General features: G+C 62.2%; 14 protein-coding genes, 1 tRNA gene and 2 pseudogenes. 12 read left to right on the forward strand and 5 right to left on the reverse strand.

Features of this window, described 5'->3' with window-relative positions; translation table 11 throughout:
• Nucleotides 1-132 precede the first annotated feature (132 nt).
• From FEJ81_RS04675 to FEJ81_RS23695, 7 genes and pseudogenes are all read left to right on the forward strand, one after another.
• On the forward strand, nucleotides 133-1083 hold the full coding sequence (locus FEJ81_RS04675; protein WP_138244184.1) for a DUF106 domain-containing protein: 951 nt from the start codon (nucleotides 133-135) through the stop codon (nucleotides 1081-1083).
• Nucleotides 1084-1207: 124 nt separating this feature from the next.
• On the forward strand, nucleotides 1208-1786 hold the full coding sequence (gene cmk, locus FEJ81_RS04680; protein WP_138244185.1) for a (d)CMP kinase: 579 nt from the start codon (nucleotides 1208-1210) through the stop codon (nucleotides 1784-1786).
• Nucleotides 1786-2694, forward strand: coding sequence for an RNA-guided pseudouridylation complex pseudouridine synthase subunit Cbf5 (locus FEJ81_RS04685; RefSeq protein WP_138244186.1), 909 nt, complete (start codon nucleotides 1786-1788; stop codon nucleotides 2692-2694). The genes cmk and FEJ81_RS04685 overlap by 1 nt, the downstream gene beginning before the upstream one ends.
• Nucleotides 2695-2781: 87 nt before the next feature.
• A tRNA-Pro gene (locus FEJ81_RS04690) sits at nucleotides 2782-2852 on the forward strand.
• 109 nt (nucleotides 2853-2961) lie between these two features.
• The gene (locus tag FEJ81_RS23690) at nucleotides 2962-3198 is read left to right on the forward strand and encodes a DUF7563 family protein (protein ID WP_138244187.1); all 237 of its coding nucleotides are present in this window, start codon (nucleotides 2962-2964) and stop codon (nucleotides 3196-3198) included.
• Nucleotides 3199-3323: 125 nt separating this feature from the next.
• Nucleotides 3324-3761, forward strand: coding sequence for a phosphatase PAP2 family protein (locus tag FEJ81_RS24375; RefSeq protein ID WP_175416354.1), 438 nt, complete (start codon nucleotides 3324-3326; stop codon nucleotides 3759-3761).
• A 112-nt stretch (nucleotides 3762-3873) separates the two neighbouring features.
• Nucleotides 3874-4335, forward strand: a pseudogene (locus FEJ81_RS23695) (hypothetical protein); the annotation flags it as partial.
• A gap of 277 nt (nucleotides 4336-4612) precedes the next feature.
• Here the strand turns inward: FEJ81_RS23695 and FEJ81_RS04710 are convergent.
• The 3 genes from FEJ81_RS04710 to FEJ81_RS04720 form a co-directional block, all read right to left on the reverse strand.
• Complete coding sequence (locus FEJ81_RS04710) at nucleotides 4613-4999, reverse strand: type IV pilin domain-containing protein (RefSeq protein ID WP_138244188.1); 387 nt, start codon at nucleotides 4997-4999, stop codon at nucleotides 4613-4615.
• Between the two features lie 498 nt (nucleotides 5000-5497).
• Nucleotides 5498-7405: a hypothetical protein gene (locus FEJ81_RS04715; RefSeq protein WP_138244189.1), complete on the reverse strand. Its 1908-nt coding sequence runs from the start codon at nucleotides 7403-7405 to the stop codon at nucleotides 5498-5500.
• The gene (locus tag FEJ81_RS04720; protein WP_138244190.1) at nucleotides 7402-7911 is read right to left on the reverse strand and encodes a hypothetical protein; all 510 of its coding nucleotides are present in this window, start codon (nucleotides 7909-7911) and stop codon (nucleotides 7402-7404) included. Before FEJ81_RS04720 ends, FEJ81_RS04715 begins: the two co-directional genes overlap by 4 nt.
• A gap of 569 nt (nucleotides 7912-8480) precedes the next feature.
• On the opposite strand from FEJ81_RS04720, the pseudogene FEJ81_RS04725 reads away from it, so the two are divergent.
• Both FEJ81_RS04725 and FEJ81_RS04730 read left to right on the forward strand, forming a co-directional pair.
• Nucleotides 8481-9114: pseudogene (locus FEJ81_RS04725) on the forward strand (IS6 family transposase).
• A 144-nt stretch (nucleotides 9115-9258) separates the two neighbouring features.
• Nucleotides 9259-9519, forward strand: a complete 261-nt coding sequence (locus FEJ81_RS04730; protein WP_138244191.1) for a HalOD1 output domain-containing protein — start codon at nucleotides 9259-9261, stop codon at nucleotides 9517-9519.
• A 179-nt stretch (nucleotides 9520-9698) separates the two neighbouring features.
• Here FEJ81_RS04730 and FEJ81_RS04735 read toward each other — a convergent pair whose 3' ends face one another.
• Nucleotides 9699-10994 carry a zinc metalloprotease gene (locus FEJ81_RS04735; protein WP_138244192.1) on the reverse strand — a complete coding sequence of 432 codons (1296 nt, stop codon included), beginning with the start codon at nucleotides 10992-10994 and terminating at the stop codon, nucleotides 9699-9701.
• A gap of 165 nt (nucleotides 10995-11159) precedes the next feature.
• Here FEJ81_RS04735 and FEJ81_RS04740 point away from each other — a divergent pair, with 165 nt between their 5' ends.
• The 3 genes from FEJ81_RS04740 (at nucleotide 11160) to FEJ81_RS04750 (ending at nucleotide 15532) form a co-directional block, all read left to right on the forward strand.
• Entirely contained in the window at nucleotides 11160-13937 is a 2778-nt protein-coding gene (locus FEJ81_RS04740; RefSeq protein WP_138244193.1) for an ATP-dependent helicase, read from the forward strand.
• 182 nt (nucleotides 13938-14119) lie between these two features.
• Entirely contained in the window at nucleotides 14120-14974 is an 855-nt protein-coding gene (locus FEJ81_RS04745) for an alpha/beta fold hydrolase (RefSeq protein ID WP_138244194.1), read from the forward strand.
• Nucleotides 14975-15004: 30 nt separating this feature from the next.
• Nucleotides 15005-15532: an Lrp/AsnC family transcriptional regulator gene (locus FEJ81_RS04750; protein ID WP_138244195.1), complete on the forward strand. Its 528-nt coding sequence runs from the start codon at nucleotides 15005-15007 to the stop codon at nucleotides 15530-15532.
• A 116-nt stretch (nucleotides 15533-15648) separates the two neighbouring features.
• On the opposite strand, the gene FEJ81_RS04755 is transcribed toward FEJ81_RS04750, so the two are convergent.
• The gene (locus FEJ81_RS04755) at nucleotides 15649-16104 is read right to left on the reverse strand and encodes a PaaI family thioesterase (protein WP_138244196.1); all 456 of its coding nucleotides are present in this window, start codon (nucleotides 16102-16104) and stop codon (nucleotides 15649-15651) included.
• Nucleotide 16105 lies beyond the last annotated feature (1 nt).

The following is a 16105-nucleotide window of genomic DNA, read 5'->3' on the forward strand; positions in this document are numbered from 1 at the left end:
TCTATATCCTGCCGTCATAAATGTTGGCTAAACTCACTTCCTGATCCAAGAAAATTATGACTGCTTCAGTCGTCCTTGGCGCATAACCGAAGAAAAACACTTGTATACCGGACGACGCCTAGCACAAAGCAGATGACGCGTACAGCCGAGAAGATCGACGCCCTCGTCCGTGAGGACTCCTCGATGGCGAGCGCCCTCGAGGCGATCCGCGAGGAAGCCGATAGGAACGGCGGCGAGGTCCAGTGGGCCGACGTCAGCGACGACCTGACGAGCGGACAGTGGGGGCGATTGATCGAGAAAGGAGTGTTAGTCGACGGCGACGAGGGATTCGAGATCGCCGATCGCGAGGCCTTCGACCGGGCCCTCGACGGTGACGGCGACGGCGGTGCCGCGGCCGATATCGATATCGACGAGGAGGAATCGAGCTGGTCGCAGTGGGACAAACTCGCCGGCGTCGGCGCGCTGCTGTTGATGCCCGGCTACTGGTTCGATTCGATTCGGAACGTCGTCGGGAGTACGATCAACGCCGTTCTCGGACCGCTCGATGCGGCGTTGCCGTTTTACGGCGTGATCCTCTCGGTCGCGTTGATCACCGGTCTCTACTCGTCGCTGCTGCAGGCGAACCTGATGAACACGGAGGTCATGGGGAAGTACCAAGAGCGGATGCAGGCCGTCCAACAGGAGCAAAAGGACCTCCGTCAGGAGAAAAAAGACGCCGAAGAACGCGGGGCGAGCGAGGCCGAAATCGAGCGCATCGAAAACGAGATCGAGCGCGCACGCGAAGAACAGATGGAGGCAATGGCGGACAACCTCGGGATGTTCAAAGAGCAGTTCCGCCCGATGGTCTGGATCATGCTGTTGACGATCCCGCTGTTCCTCTGGATGTACTGGAAGATCCAGTCGGTCGGGATCGACGGCGCGGAAGCGACCGTCATCATGCCGCTGGTCGGCGAGACCAGCTGGCAGTCGGGGCTGTTCGGCCCCATGCCGGCGTGGATCGTCTGGTACTTCCTGTGCTCGATGGGGTTCTCCCAACTCCTCCGGAAGTCCCTGAACATCGATATGTCGCCGTCGACTAGCTGATCCGGCTCGCAGCGGTTTTCCGATTCGACAGCTCTTCTCACGTACTCATCGCGTACGCAGACGCGGCCGCTGCCCGCGCTCGCTGATTCAAAACCCATTTTACCCGGCCCCTCGCAGAGGGAGTATGTTACTCACCGTCTCCGGCCCGCCGGGAAGCGGGAAGAGCACGACTGCCGAGTTGCTCGCCGAGGCTTTCGATTTCGACCACGTCAGCGGCGGTGACATCTTCCGCGAACTGGCCGACGAGCGCGGCTATACTCCGCTCGAGTTCAACAAACTGGCCGAGGAAAACGACGAGATCGATCGCGACCTCGACCGACGGCTGCGCGAGATCGCCGTCGAGGAAGACGATCTGGTCCTCGAGTCCAGACTCGCCGGCTGGCTGGCCGGCGAGCAGGCGGATTTCCGCTTCTGGCTGGACGCGCCCGCACGGGTTCGCGGCGAGCGGATCGCCGACCGCGAGGACAAGGATCCCGTTCGTGCGACCGAGGAAACGCAGGCCCGCGAGGCCAGCGAAGCCCAACGCTATGAGGAGTACTACGGGATCGACATTCGGGACCTCACGATCTACGATCTCTCGGTCAACACGGCTCGCTGGGAGCCCGACGCCGTCCTCGACATGCTCGTCACCGCCGTCGAGCGCTACGACGCCGACGGCGACGAAGGGAAGGCGCTCGTAACCGGCGTCGAGTACGACTTCTGATGAGCCTGCGTGGCCCACCAGCGGACCGGTCGCCCGCCGAGTTGCTCACCTTCGGCGTCGTCAACCTCGATAAGCCGCCCGGCCCGTCCTCGCATCAGGTCAGCGGGTGGCTTCGGGACGCCGTCGTCGAGACGCTCGCCGAACGCGGCGTCGAGTCGACGATCGACCGCGCCGCCCACGCCGGTACCCTCGATCCGAAGGTGACCGGCTGTCTTCCGGTCATGCTCGGCGACGCGACCCGGCTCGCACAGGTGTTCCTCGAGGGCGGCAAGGAGTACGTCGCCGTCCTCGAGTGTCACGCGCCGGTTCCAGCCGACGCCGAATCGGTGGTCGCGGAGTTCGAGGGGCCGATCTATCAGAAACCGCCCCGCAAGAGCGCGGTGGCCCGTCGCCTGCGCGTGCGCGAACTCTACGATCTCGAGGTGCTCGAGACCGAGGAGCGTCGCCTCCTCCTGCGAATCCGCTGTGAGAGCGGGACCTACGTCCGGAAACTGTGCCACGACCTCGGACTGGCGCTGGGAACGGGCGGCCACATGGGACACCTGCGCCGGACTGCGACGGACCCGTTCGACGACCGCACCCTCCACAGCGCCCACGACTTCCTCGACGCGCTCGGCTTCTGGCTCGAGGACGGCGATCCCGAACCGCTGTACGATGTCGTCGACCCCGCCGAGCGGATTCTCGAGGGGATTCCGAGCGTCGTCATCGCGGAGAACGCGGCCCGCGAGGTGGCCGAGGGGGCTCCCGTCTACGCGCCGGGCGTGCTCGAGGCCGACGACGGGATCGACGACGGAGCGCTGGTGGCCTGTTACACGCCCAACGGCGCGGCGGTCTGTCTCGGGGAACTGGCCGGCAGCGTCGACGCCGAGAGCGGGGTCGTGGTCGACCTCGAGCGGGTGCTGGTCTAACGTGTCGGGCTCGAGGCCGTGAAACCCGGTGACGAACCGGACCCGAAACGACACCCTTAAGCGGCAGACGACCATCGGTTCACGTGCGGGACCGTGGGGTAGTGGTATCCTCTGCGGATGGGGTCCGTAGGACCCGAGTTCAATTCTCGGCGGTCCCACTCGAAATTTTCCAAGTGTTCAACTCTTAGCGGCTCATACCCTCGAGACGGCCGAAAATCCAATTCTCGGTTTCGGTATATTACCACGCAGTCGACAGACTACCGGGAGGTGGTCAGCGTGACGGTCGCTCCGTGGCCGTCAGTCGACCGCTCGACGTGCAAGCATTGTGGAGCCCACGTCACCGACCGGTTCCGTCGCGTCTTCGGTGACGACGACGATCGCGCTCACCGCTGCGGGGACTGCGATACTTACGCTCGACTGAGCCGCGGCTCCGCTGCTGGCGTCGACGTTTCGGTTCCGGACCCGGAGACATCGCCCGGCCGTCACGGAGGCGATTGTCAATGAGGGCCGTCGGTGAACTCGAGTTGATCTGAGAGTTCCTTCCAGAGATCGTCGTCTCGGTCGCGGCGATCGTCACTCACGCAGGGGACTACTCGGTCGTCATCGGTGTCGGTCTCGTTGCGTGGGCTGTGGGCCGGGGTCGGGAACCGTGGCCGGTCGTCGCTGTCCTCGCCGCTATTGGGCTGACGACTGTCCTGAAGTCAGCCATCGGGCTCACTCGTCCACCGGGGGCAGCGATCGGTGGCTACGGATTCCCGAGCGGCCATGCACTCGGCGCGACCGTCGCCTACGGACTTGCTGCCGACCGTCTCGAGATCGGCTCGCGACGAGCCCGGGTTGCGGTGGCGACGATCGTAGTGGGTACAGTCGCAGCGTCTCGAGTGGTGATCGGCGTTCACTATCCGATCGACGTAGTAGCCGGTCTCCTGCTAGGTCTCGGTGTTCTTGTCGCAGTTCGGCGACTGTGGTCGGCGGACTCGTCACCGACGGAAGCCACTGATATCGAGGTCCGTCAGTCGATCCTCGAGGCCGAAGGCGATCAGACCGAGGGCGGTGATTCGCGATGAGCCGGCTCGTCGAATCCGACGAATGCGAGCGGTGCGGTGATCGCGTCGACGCACTCCGGCGACTGTGCCCGGACTGTACGCGCACGGTTCGTGATGCGCAGGAGGGCCCGCTATGAGTTCTCGCGCGTCAGAACTCGAGAGTTCGAAGGCCAGCGGCGACGCCCTCGAAGCGGAGATTGTCCAGACCATCGACGAACTCGAGTACGTTAGCGATCACACTGCCGTGGCGCGACGCCCGGACGACCGCTGCCCTCGAGGCGAGTCGATCGCTGCCGTTCTACGGAATCGTTCTCGTCGAGCCGGCAGTTCCGGTCGAGATCAAAGGCTGCCAGATAGAGATGAGCAACGGGAGCCGATCGATTCGCGGCCGGTTCTACGTCAAACGAGCGGCCCACGAGCAACTGCTCGAAGTCCCGCGGCCGGGGCTGCCGCAGTCGCCCGTGCGCTCGTGCCGGCGACGCTCGTCGATGAGTTGCTCGCCGATCGATGGTACGAGGTCGGCGGCTCGCGCTCCGAGCAGGAGGTCGCGCAACTCGCGTGGCCGCACGTAATTGATCTCGAGGTCGAACCATCGTTTCTCGGCTATCCGTTTCTCGACGGCCGTCCCGAAGTGGTTGGCGCGCTTCGAGCGGTTCACGCGGACCACGCGCGTCGCGCGCTGATATATCTCCGACGGCCCCGAACCGCGCGCCCATCGCTCGCGTTGCTTCCGTCAGGGAGCAAGCGCGGTGTGTGGAACTCAAATTCTCAATATAAACCTAGTGCCAAGAATTCACTGCTTAGCTATCATTCAAAAGGCAATATATACTTCATTTAGCAGTAAATAACCTGATAATCCGAAGGATCTATAATTAGTTGCCTATGTCTGACTGGATAACGTTTTCATCGCCCTCGTTGTTAACTCCGATAATATTATCACCTTGGTGGCATGTGATTGTTTGACCAACACTACTTGCAGTTTGCTGATTACCACCGTTATCGCAGAAGATGCTGTCCGTATTGTCTCCCATTGATGTAATGGTCACGTCATAGTCGTCAGCATCACTGGTATCGTTCGAAATATCAAGTCCTGCCTGCGCGTTCGCACTTTGACCAGTCCCCATATCCAGCACGAATGCCGCGATCACGGCTGCGAGGATGACGGTAATTGCAACCATAAGGATCACGCCGATAACTGGTGAGACGGCTCGTTCGTCTTCGCTTCCGATCAGCTTCGATCTGTATTGCTTCAAATCCATGTTTACCACAGCACCGGTCTGAACGGTCGGAAGGATTATGCGCAGCAGTCTGGAACCACTGTTCGCGCGTGGGGATCTGGGGAATCCACAGCCAACCCGACGCGCATCCTTGCCATCCTTTCGGTGCTTGTAATCTGGACGCAACTACTACCATATATAGTTAAAGGTTCGTGAGTTTCTCGTGAACTGACAAGGGTTTCAGAACTGAGAATCAGGGGGCGCTATCCGGGCTACAGCGAAGTCTTGAAAGCTATTCCCTCTGGCGATTAGTGAAGTTTCCTGCTAAAACGACATGGAATTGTTGATTCGGCATCATGTCCGTATAGGAACTGGGATGAACCAGTAATTGACGAGCGTGACCTCGCGCGCACATAGATGGGTGGGCAGACGGGGATGCATGGACCGCCGTTTTTGATTGTCAAGCCATGATGTGAGACGCGAGTGAGCATCTACGCGAGGGCTCGAGTGCGATCTCGAACGCCTCGAGTATCGCCCGAACTACAGCGGGAGCATCGGGAGTACGAACTTGGCAGTCGGACCGAAAAACGAAAACGCGAATACGCCCATGAGAATGGTGACAAGTCCGCTTCCGAGACCGAACAGAATAGCGCCGATGCGCGTGTTTGTCTGATCGAACGCCGCGCTGAGGCTCCAGATTCCCGTTCCGGCCGCGATAGCGAGACCGAGAAGAGCGAGCCCTTGTATCGTCTCGTCGGCAGTGTAGCCTTCTATCACGACAGCGGCGAGAACGAGTTGACCGCCAATGAAGACGCTTCCCGTATAGGCGAATCCGAGCCACAGTGGCCGGTCAGTTACGGTCGCACGGACCCACGGAAGGCGGGCGACACCGTATACGGCGAGCGGGAACAAGGGGAACACGTATCGAACGGTGAGCATTGCGTGGAGTGGAAGCCGGTAGATGTACAGTAGCGTGACCAGGATCGCATAGGCCAGGACGAAAATATCCGCAGCAAAGACCGGTCGGGACCGAAGGCGCAGAGACGAACGGCTACTCAAACTGTCGAATACGGTCCGGAAGGCGACAACGGGTGCGGCGATCAATGCGCCTGCGATCGGAAGCGCTTCCAAGAAGGCGACGTTGATAGCGCGGCCGGTCGCACCGGATGACGAAAATCCGAAGTAACCGCTCCGAACGAAAGTGCGGTACAGTCGAGCCGGCTCCTGACGAACCGCAGTAATGCCGTCAGTAAGGAACTCAGTGAAAAGAAGGGCTCTGTCGATGGTGCCGAGTAGTGGTGCTATAACTCCGCCCACGATACTGCCGTCATCCGTGGCACTAGCGGTTCCGCCTCCAGTTTCCGAGCTACCACCTGCGGTAGATGTGTCCCCAGTCACTCGGTTGCCAACCGCATCGCCACCGTAGCGATCGAGCATCCGTGGCGGCGTAAACGGATCGCCGGATATCAGATAGTTCGTCAGGAAAAACGGGAGCAGCGAGACGAGCAGTCCCGCCGCAACCGTCGCAAGCGTTCGGACACTGTTCTCTCGAGCAGTAGCGAAATCGGCGACGACCAGAGCCCCGAGCAGAACGAGCCCTTCGGATGCGTGTAACCACGCGGTTAGGCCCACCGGAACGTAGGCGACGGCCCTGTATCGCCGATAGGTCGAGATGCGGTCGGTCTCTCGGCTTCGGTAGAGGAAGAACAGCGTGAGCAGCGCGAACAGGGCAGTAAGAACGTGCCGTTTCGGGATCGTCGCCCAGAGCAGCGCCGGTGATGCAACCCCGACAGCGATGCCAGCCGCAAGCCCGACATCGGACGAGTGGATGCGTGAGAGAAGGCGATAGACGACGAGTGCACATCCGGCAGTAGCGAGTATCATCGCGAGTTGGAGCGCGGGATACGCGAGGTGAACGAGCGGAAACGGCGTCGCAATGGCCACGCTGATGACGAAACTACTGAGTGCAATCCCTCCCCCGACGAGATGGGCTGCTCTGTGACGATCCACTAGCCGTCCGCCGGCGCTGACGGTGGCGAACACCGAGAGACTCCAGAGTGCCACAAGAGCGATGCGAACGTCGGCGACTGCAGCGACCCCGTCCAGAACCCAGAGGATCGGAAGTGCGAAAACGATATGTGCGAAGTTCCGCGGAAACGCTTTTCCGTTGTAGTCGGCCATTCCCGGACTTCTGAGTGTCTCCCCATATGCCGGCGTGGTGACGTGGAGGTGTCCATCGCTCAGCGCGACTAGTCCGTTGGCAACGGTCAGGTTATCGTTGATCGAAAACGTCGTTCGCCAGAGTACCATCGCTGCGCTACACGTGAGGAGAAAGACGAAGACGCCACCGTAGTCCCCGAACACCAGCTGTCCGAGGCGGTGTGCGATGGCAGTCGCTCGTTGCGAGTGGTTATCGAGAACGGCATAATACCGTGATCGATAGCTCACGCTGCCACCTCTACCGTGATATTTCGCCTGATCAGCGTCCGTTCGACGGTGGTTTGGTTCTCAACGCCGTGGTAGGTCAGACGCACTTCTGCATCGTACTGCTCCTCGCTGACGCGGTCCGGGCTGAGGGTAGTTTCCGACATAGAAACATGGAGCATTTCAGGGGATTCCTCGCTTACCGTCACCGCGGAAAGCGAGGTGATACCAAGTTCGCTAATACTGATCTCATAGGTAACTCTCACACACCCTTGGACATCGGTTGCCCTCACTGTCGCGTCAGGAACGTCAAGTTTCCAGACTTCCGCCCCGAACTCGGATCGTGTGAGAGTCGCCGACTCGGGAATGGACGATGGCTGGATTACCGCGTTTCCCTCGCTGGAGAGTGAGCCTCCCTCACAGGGACTCTCATACGTCGTGAGTTCCACCGGCACGAGTGGACCTGAAGCGAGTACCGTCGCAGTAATGATACTGACAACGATAATCGACACAACTCGAGGCCCGATCATACTGATTCCTCATCTCGAGGTATGTACAATAAGTATAGCGGTAGATACTTCCTAGAAGTAGGAATCTACGGTTTCGACCCGTTCAGGAAATCCCTTACCAGTCAGAAATTAACAGATTATACACTAACTACATCTTACGGCTATAGAGACTCGACCGGACCCGCAGGTCTGATCGGCCCCGGCGAACGGATCCAGCGATCGTTCATCATTGCTGACTGGTGGAGATCGGAGAGACAGCCCAGTCGTTTCTCAGTCCGAACTCCCGGCGTCGCTGCTGTCGGGTCTCGAATTCGAACCTCGAGCCGATACCACCGGAGTGAGGCGGAGGTGATACCGGGACGTCGTTCGCGAACGGTCTCGACCGATCCGTAGCCGTTCTCGCGTCCGAAATGCCGTCCGATCGAAGTGTGGCTGCCTCTGACAGCCCGCGGCCGCGCGGCCTCCGGTCGCTGCCGCGGCCGATCGCAGGCCGTTCTCTAGTAGAGAAGCCCGTATAAACTCATTCCGTATTGTGGCGGCCGTGTTTAGTTAAGCGTGAAAAGTGAGGCAGTACGATTTTATGCTGGTCTATGGCAAAAATCGACCGCCTCAACGGTTGTAGCGACTGGATCGATTTGAGTGTTGTGGAGCGAGAACGGACACCGCGTCGGCTGATGGGGCTCGGTATTCGACTCCACCTTGCTGGATTATCGCTTTCGAATACCGTTCGAGAACTCGAGAGGTTCGGTGTCGAGCGATCGCGGAAGGCTGTTCACGATTGGGTACAGAAAGCTGATCTACAGCCAGCAACTGACACGACTCCGAATCACATTGCGCTCGACGAAACCGTGATTCGGATCGATGATCACCAGTATTGGCTGTACGCTGCAGTCGATCCTGAAACGAACAAGATTCTCCATATACGGCTGTTTTCAACGACTACAACCGCATTAACTGAACGCTTTCTGCGAGAATTAACCGAGAAAATGATGTCGAAGACGCTGTGTTTCTCGTCGACGGAGCACAGCATCTCCAGACAGCACTCCGCCGACATGGGCTCCGATTTCGATACAAAAACATGGAAATCGAAACGCTGTTGAACGTATCTTTCGAGAGATAAAACGACGTACCTCCTCGTTTTCAAACTGCTTTAGTCACGCCAAACCATCAACCGCAGAACCGTGGCTCCAAGCTTTCGCCGTCTGGCAGAATGCTATAAACTAAACACGACTATTGTGGCGGCTGTACTCGAGCCCGTTTCGGGCGACTCGACCGATGTACCCCACGCGGCGGCGATCGTCCGATGACCGGCCGCCGCGGCGATACCGTATCGAGGGAGTTATTTACGTCGTCATTGCCGGGAGGGATATGACGAGTTCAGTTCCGACCAGTCTCAGGGTCGTCGAGGGGGTGGCGGCACACGAGGGCGTCGATCCGGTCGAGTTAGAGCCGCCGCTACACGAGGTGATCGATACGGACGCGCTCGATGCGCTGTTTCAGTCGACGGGCGACTCGAGTGCGACGATCGAGTTCACGTATCGCGGAAAGCGCGTGTGCGTCGACGATTCGGGACAGGTCCAGGTGACCGAAGCGTCCAGCAATGCCGGTGGCTCGACGGTCGCCGAATAACGGCGGCCGCTCGGTCGATCGGACACGAGGGCGACGCCAGTGGAGTCGGATCACGGCGATTGCGAGCGGTAGCAGCGCCACTGCCTCGTGTTTGACTCGGGGCTCGAGGAGAGTGAATCCGAGAACGAGGTGTGAAGCACCTCTTGGCGTGGGTCTGTCGGGCGGTCGTGAGCCTCGAGTCAGTCGTCCGACCCGACGAACGATGTCGCCGGTGTGAACATGTGGTCGTCGAGGTATCCCCAGTCGTCGAAGTCGCCGACGCCGCCGCTCGCGGAGAACCCGTAGTAGTCACGCGGCGCGTTGTAGTTCATCACGCTCGAGTAGCTGCTGAAGGAGTACTCGTCGGTATCGATCCCCTCGAAATCGGTGTTCGAGAGACCGAGCGAGTGACCCAGTTCGTGCATCGCGGTCGATCCCGTCTGATCGCGGCCCGACTGCGATTCGACCATCATCGTCCCGAGGCCGGCTTTACCGATGACGTTCCCCTTGCTCGTATCGCCGGCCACGTCCTCGACGATGACCAGATAGTGATAGCCCAGTCCCTGCTGATCGAAATACTGCGCCCGAATCTCGTTCAAGTCGCCGACGTCGGTCTCCGAGTCCCACGGAATCGTCTCGTCGAGGTCCACGTGGAGGGCCGCGCCGGTCGACCCGTCGGGGTTCTCGAGCGGGGCCTCGTCGAACTCGGTGACGATCCGCTCGACTTCGCGCCGCTCGAGGTCGGTCCGCTCCATGGTGTCGGCCTCGACGTAGATGTCCGTCCGGAGCGGGTCGGCGTCGGGGAAGACGTCCTGTCGATTGACCTCCGCACCGTCAGAGAGTCCGTCCCCGTCGGTATCGGAAGTCGTCGGTTCGGTCCCGTACTCGTGGACTTCCTCCCCGTCCGCCAGTCCGTCGTCGTCCGTATCGGCGACGGTGGGCTCGGTCTCGTGCTCGAGCACTTCCGGACCGTCCTCGAGTCCGTCGCCGTCCGTGTCCGGGTTCGCGGGCGCGGTCCCGTATTCCTCGAGTTCGCCGAAATCGGACAGGCCGTCGTCGTCGGAATCCACTGCGAGCGGATCGGTCTCGTACTCGCGCAGTTCGTCGCCGTCCGCGAGGCCGTCGCCGTCCGTATCCGAACTGGTCGGATCGGTGCCGGTCTCGCGTCGTTCCGTGCCGTCCTCGAGGCCGTCGCCATCCGTATCGGCCTCGAGCGGGTCCGTCCCGACCTCGGACACCTCCGCGCCGTCGTCGAGTCCGTCCCCGTCGGTATCGGCCGCGGTGGGGTCGGTCCCGTATCGCCGTTCGGCCCCGTCCTCGAGGCCGTCGCCGTCGGTGTCGGCGTCGAAGACGGCAGTTCCGTCGCGGAGTTCGGTTACCGGCGGGACCCCGTCGGAGTCGGGATCGACGACCGTCGTCCCGCCGACGAATCCGACCGTGAGGAGTCCGACGGCGAGGACGAGAGCGAGAGCCGCGACCGAGCGCGACGATACCATTTCCTGAATGTCACGAACGAGGGACTATCTGTATTGTGGCTTCGTCACGAATCCGATCAGATCTCGGCTTCCGATAGTCAGACCGGCATCGCACCGTCAACCCCCAATTTCACTTTCACCCCGCTGTCCAAACCCTCTTACACGCCGGTCCCCGAGACGACGGTAATGGACGGGAACGAGCGCCTCGAGTTGCCGGTCGCCGACGACGCCCTTCCGTTCGATCCGGCCACGACCGCGATCGAGGACGGTGACGTGTTCGAGTTGCTCGAGCCCGCGGTACAGGAGTGGTGGCTCGAGGAGTTCGGCGAGTTCGTTCCCGAGAACGAGGGCTTCTTCACGCCGCCACAGCAGGGGGCCATCCCGAAGATCCACGACGGGACGAACACGCTGGTCTGTGCCCCGACCGGGTCGGGGAAGACCATGTCGTCGTTTCTCTCAATCATCAATTACCTCTACGAGCGAGACCGGGAGGAGCCCGATGGCCTCGAGAACTCAGTCTACTGTCTCTACGTTTCGCCGCTGAAATCCCTCGCGAACGACATCCACCGCAATCTCGAGGTCCCCCTCGAGGGGATCGAAGAGATCGTCGCCGAGCGCGACGGCGAGGAGTCGATGGGCGAGATTCGCCACGCCATCCGCCACGGCGACACGTCCTCGAGCGACCGTCAGAAGATGCTCGAGGAGACGCCACACATCCTCAACACGACCCCCGAGACCCTCGCGATCTTACTCAATTCGCCGAAGTTCCGCGAGAAACTCCGCACCGTCGAGTACGTCATCGTCGACGAGATCCACTCGCTTGCGGCGGGCAAACGGGGCACCCACCTCTCGGTCAGCCTCGAGCGACTCGAGGCGATGGCCGAGGGAGCGATCACCCGGATCGGCTGCTCGGCGACGATCGAGCCCCTCTCTCGAGTCGCGGAGTTCCTCGTCGGCTGTGAAGCGAACGGCGAGCCACGCGACTACGAGATCGTCGACGCTCGCTTCGCCCGCGAGTTCGACATGCGACTCGAGTGCCCCGCGGACGACCTGATCAACACGCCCCGCGAGGTCGTCCAAGAGCGGTTCTACCGGATGCTTCACGAACACATTCAGGAGCATACAAACACGCTGGTCTTTACCAACACGCGCTCCGGGGCCGAACGAGTCCTGCACAACCTCCGGGAGGACTTCGACGCCTACGACGAGGACAACTCGGGCTGTCACCACGGGAGCCTCTCGAAGGAGGTCCGACAGGACATCGAGAGCCGACTGAAAGACGGCGACCTCGACGTGGTCACCTCCTCGACGAGCCTCGAGTTGGGGATCGACATGCCCCACGTCGACCTCGTCGTGCAGGTCGGCTCGCCGAAGTCCGTCGCCGCCCTCCTCCAGCGGATCGGTCGCGCGGGCCACCGCGTCGGCCAGACGGTGACGGGTCGGGTCATCGCGCTCGACCGGGACGAACTCCTCGAGTGTGCGGTCATGCTCAAGAAGGCCGAAGACGGGTTCGTCGACTCGGTGTCGATTCCCGAGAACGCACAGGACGTGGCCGCCCAGCACGTCTACGGGATGGCGATCGCCGAGATCAGACCCGAAGCCGAACTGAAGCGAATCCTCCGGCGGGCCTATCCCTACCGGAACTACGGCGAAGCGGAGTACGAGTCGCTCATGCGATACCTCACCGCCGAGTACGCCGGCCTGGAGGAGAAAAACGTCTACGCGAAGGTCTGGCGCGACGAGAACGACCCGCCCGACGGCCAACACCATCACGAGGAGTTCCCCGTCGGCGAGCCCCTGATCGGGAAACGCGGCCGCCTCGCGCGGGTCATCTACATGACCAACATCGGCACGATCCCGGACTCGTTCGCTTGCGATGTCAAGACGCGCGCGAGCGACGAGTGGGTCGGCCAACTCGACGAGTCCTACCTCGACACCTTGGAGAAGGGCGACGTCTTCGTCCTCGGCGGCGACCACTTCGAGTACCGCTACCGGCGCGGGTCGAAGGTCTACGTCGACCGCACGAGCGCCCGGCCGACGGTCCCCTCGTGGTACTCCGAACGCCTCCCGCTGTCCTACGATCTGGGCTGTGAGATCCTCGCGTTTCAGGGGGAACTCCTCGAGCGCTACGCGGCCGGCGGGCCGCCGCGGGTCCGCGCGTGGCTCCGGGAGTTCCCGCTGGACGACGACAGCGTGCGGGCGATTGCCCGGCTGTTCGACTACCAGTGTCAGTACGCGGGCGCGGAGAGCGTGAGCACGACCGATCGGCTCTCGATCGAAGTCGTCCGGGACCGCGAGGAGTACGAGCGCCACTACTACGTCCACTCGGCGTACGGCCGCAAGGTCAACGATGGGCTCTCGCGGCTGTTCGCCTACCGCTGTGCACAGGAGGCCACCGCCAACGTCCGCGTGGCGGTCGCGGACAACGGCTTCGTCCTCTCGATGCCGCTGAACCGGAAGGTCGACATTGAGGGGATCATCGCGGACCTCGCGGCCGAGGACGTCCGCGACGACCTCCGGGCCTCCCTCTCGGGAACCGACCTGCTCCAGCGCTACTTCCGGATCAACGCGACCCGCGCGCTGATGATCCTCAAGCGCTACAAGGGCTACGAGAAATCCGCGGCCGAACAGCAGGTTTCCAGCGAGATGCTGCTCGGCTTCGCCGAGGATCTCGAGGAGTTCGCGGTGATCGAGGAGACCTACCGCGAGATCCTCGAGGACAAACTGAACGTAAGCGAGATCGAGGACATCGTCGACGCGATCGACGCGGGCGAACTCGCCGTCTCCCGGCGGCTTCTCGATTCGCCGACGCCGCGAGCGTTCGGGCTCGCGACGCTGTCGGCCAGCGATGTCGTCCTCGCCGAAGACGAGAGCGCCGCGCTGCAGTCGTTCCACGAGCACGTCCTCGAGGAGATCGGCGAGGAGTCGCTGGCGGGGCTGACGGCGGGCTCCGAAGACGAGTAGCTGCCAGATGGGTTAACATCGGTAGCCCTCTCCCAAACTGACTTTATCTTGGAAGGTGAACGGACGATGTGTTACCACGGATTATGCGAGTGAAACACACACGGAACGGTCGAGATGGACGCGATCGCCGGCTCACTGCTGTCCGCCACCGATCGGGGGACGCCGCGAACGGAGGGTCCTGAATGGTCGACCACGACGCGTGGAGCGACCAACAGTCGTCGACGACGGTCTCGGTCGACGGCCACGACCTCGAGGTCGCCTCCCACGAGGACGGTCCCGACGAGAGCACGGCCCCGCCGGTCGTCTTCCTCCACGGCATTCCGACGTGGTCGTTCCTCTGGCGCGATATCGTCCCGGCGGTCGCCGAGGATCGGCGGACTATCGCCCCCGATCTGGTCGGCTACGGCAATTCCGCGATGGGCGACGGCTTCGACCGCTCGATTCGCGCACAGGAGGCGATGCTCGAGGCCCTGCTCGACGATCTCGGGGTCGAGGCGATCGCGCTGGTCGCCCACGATATCGGCGGCGGTGTCGCGCTGCGCTTTGCCGCACACAACCCCGAGCGGGTCGAGCAACTCGTCCTCTCGAACGCCGTCTGTTACGACTCGTGGCCGGTCGAGTTCGTCTCGAATCTGGGCCTGCCCTCGACTGCCGACCTCGAGCGCGAGGAACTCGAGGAACAGCTCGACTCGGCGTTCGTCGAGGGGGCCTACGGCGAGGCCGACCCCGAGTTCGTCGCGGGGATGAAAGCGCCGTGGCTGACCGACGAGGGTCACCTGTCGCTGGTTCGGGACGCCGTCGCGACGAACACGAACCACACGACCGAACTCGACTACGGCGCGATCACCGCCGAGACGCTGCTGCTGTGGGGCAAAGACGACGTCATGCAACCCTACGCCTACGCGGAGCGACTCGCCGAGGACATCGACGACGCCGAACTCGAACCGCTATCGGACGCCTACCACTGGGTTCCCGAGGACCGGTCGGACGCCTACGCCGATCGGCTCCGTGAATTCCTGACAGGAGCGGAAGTGTAACAATATGTCAGCTACGACAGTCACGATACCATGAGCGACGACGAACCACCGAACTGGGATTTCAAGGACCGCGATATCGCGATCCTCTGTGAACTCTCGAACGATCCGCAACTCTCCTCGCGGGAACTCACGCAGGTCCTCGAGGCGGAGTACGACATCGACGTCTCCCACGTCACCGTCAGCGAGTCGATCAGGCGGATGCGCGACGAGGGGGTCTTCCGCGAGGCGATCATCCCGAACGAGGAGTACTACATCTTCGCGCTGTTCGAGTTCAAGTTCAACGCGGAGCACTTCGCCGACAACTGGCGCGAGGCGATGGAGTACATCAAGGCGGACAAACACACCCTGTTTTTCTTCCTCTCGGACGGGGAGTACCAGTGGAAGACGGTGATGATGTTCCGCGACCGCCAAGAGGTCTCCCGGTGGATCCACGATTGCTACACGGAGTACGGCAACGTCATCGCGAACATCCGAAACTCGGCGGTCCACAACGTCCTCAAGTTCCAGACCGATCCGCGGATCTACGAGGACCTGCGAAAGGAACGCAACGAGCGATAACCCACCCGCCCTGATTCTCCCGCGGTCAATCGCAGTTCGCGCGAGAGCGATCTCATCTCGTCCTCGCCGGCCACAACGTTCCGGCTGACTCGAGGGGCTTCGAACCGAGTGCGCAGTCAGGTGCCGTCGATACCGTCGCGAAACAGCCGGTAGGTGGTGCGACCGACGGCGGCCTCGCCGTCGGCCCCGGTGACGGTGACATCCGTGACGCCGGTCGAGCCGCCGGCGCGGAGCACCTCGGCTTCGGCGCGCAGGTCGCCGGTCGCGGGGCGGAGATACGAGACGTTGAGATCCGTGGTCGTCAGGTGGGCCTCGCTGGGGTTCTCGAACGTGCTCCGCAGCGCGAACGCGCTCGCGGTGTCGATCAGCGTCGCGACGATCCCGCCGTGGACCGGATCGTAGCCGTCGCTCCCGATCGGGTTCTCGAAGTCCTCGTTCCGTTCGACGACGAGGACCGCCCGCCCCTCCTCGAGGGATTCGACCTCGAGATCGAGCCACGACAGGTAACCGTGGCGCTCGACGAACGACGCCCACTCCGGCCAGCCCGGCGCGTCCGACGGCCCGTCGGTCATC

Source organism: Natrinema versiforme (assembly GCF_005576615.1).
In the GTDB taxonomy this organism is placed as follows: Archaea; Halobacteriota; Halobacteria; order Halobacteriales; family Natrialbaceae; genus Natrinema; species Natrinema versiforme_A.

What these genes read in the sequence shown, in the direction of transcription:
- FEJ81_RS04735 (WP_138244192.1), bottom strand. Translation starts at nt 10,994, where the DNA reads ATGGTATCGTCGCGCTCGGTCGCGGCTCTCGCTCTCGTCCTCGCCGTC.
- FEJ81_RS04730 (WP_138244191.1), top strand. Translation starts at nt 9,259, where the DNA reads ATGACGAGTTCAGTTCCGACCAGTCTCAGGGTCGTCGAGGGGGTGGCG.
- FEJ81_RS04720 (WP_138244190.1), bottom strand. Translation starts at nt 7,911, where the DNA reads ATGATCGGGCCTCGAGTTGTGTCGATTATCGTTGTCAGTATCATTACT.
- FEJ81_RS04745 (WP_138244194.1), top strand. Translation starts at nt 14,120, where the DNA reads ATGGTCGACCACGACGCGTGGAGCGACCAACAGTCGTCGACGACGGTC.
- FEJ81_RS04685 (WP_138244186.1), top strand. Translation starts at nt 1,786, where the DNA reads ATGAGCCTGCGTGGCCCACCAGCGGACCGGTCGCCCGCCGAGTTGCTC.
- FEJ81_RS04750 (WP_138244195.1), top strand. Translation starts at nt 15,005, where the DNA reads ATGAGCGACGACGAACCACCGAACTGGGATTTCAAGGACCGCGATATC.
- FEJ81_RS04675 (WP_138244184.1), top strand. Translation starts at nt 133, where the DNA reads ATGACGCGTACAGCCGAGAAGATCGACGCCCTCGTCCGTGAGGACTCC.
- cmk (WP_138244185.1), top strand. Translation starts at nt 1,208, where the DNA reads ATGTTACTCACCGTCTCCGGCCCGCCGGGAAGCGGGAAGAGCACGACT.
- FEJ81_RS04710 (WP_138244188.1), bottom strand. Translation starts at nt 4,999, where the DNA reads ATGGATTTGAAGCAATACAGATCGAAGCTGATCGGAAGCGAAGACGAA.
- FEJ81_RS04740 (WP_138244193.1), top strand. Translation starts at nt 11,160, where the DNA reads ATGGACGGGAACGAGCGCCTCGAGTTGCCGGTCGCCGACGACGCCCTT.
- FEJ81_RS04755 (WP_138244196.1), bottom strand. Translation starts at nt 16,104, where the DNA reads ATGACCGACGGGCCGTCGGACGCGCCGGGCTGGCCGGAGTGGGCGTCG.